1 pseudogene is annotated in these 268 nt (G+C 68.3%); it reads right to left on the bottom strand.

Going from position 1 to position 268, the window contains the following annotated elements:
* Positions 1 to 268: pseudogene (locus AF337_RS10550) on the bottom strand (LacI family transcriptional regulator); the annotation flags it as partial.

The following is a 268-nucleotide window of genomic DNA, read 5'->3' as shown; positions in this document are numbered from 1 at the left end:
CCCGCCAACCTGTCCGGCAGGGCGACATGCTTGTGGTACATTGCGGCATAAGCAACGGCGCGCGGCCGGAACTGCTGCACCTCGTCCAGCACCGAGCCGATAGACTGGCCGCTTCTGTGGTTGACCGCAAAGACCGCCATGCCGGCGCTACGGGCCGCCCCATCGAGGCCACGTACGATCTCGGTGGCGAAGGGCGAAGTGATGAGGCCGTCGGAGACGACGCCGACCAGCGGCAGCCAGCCCTGACGCACGCCACGCGCCGCAAGGT

Source organism: Rhizobium ecuadorense, from assembly GCF_001187535.1.
Classification (GTDB): Bacteria; Pseudomonadota; Alphaproteobacteria; order Rhizobiales; family Rhizobiaceae; genus Rhizobium; species Rhizobium ecuadorense.
This window is presented reverse-complemented; position numbering and strand designations above follow the sequence as displayed.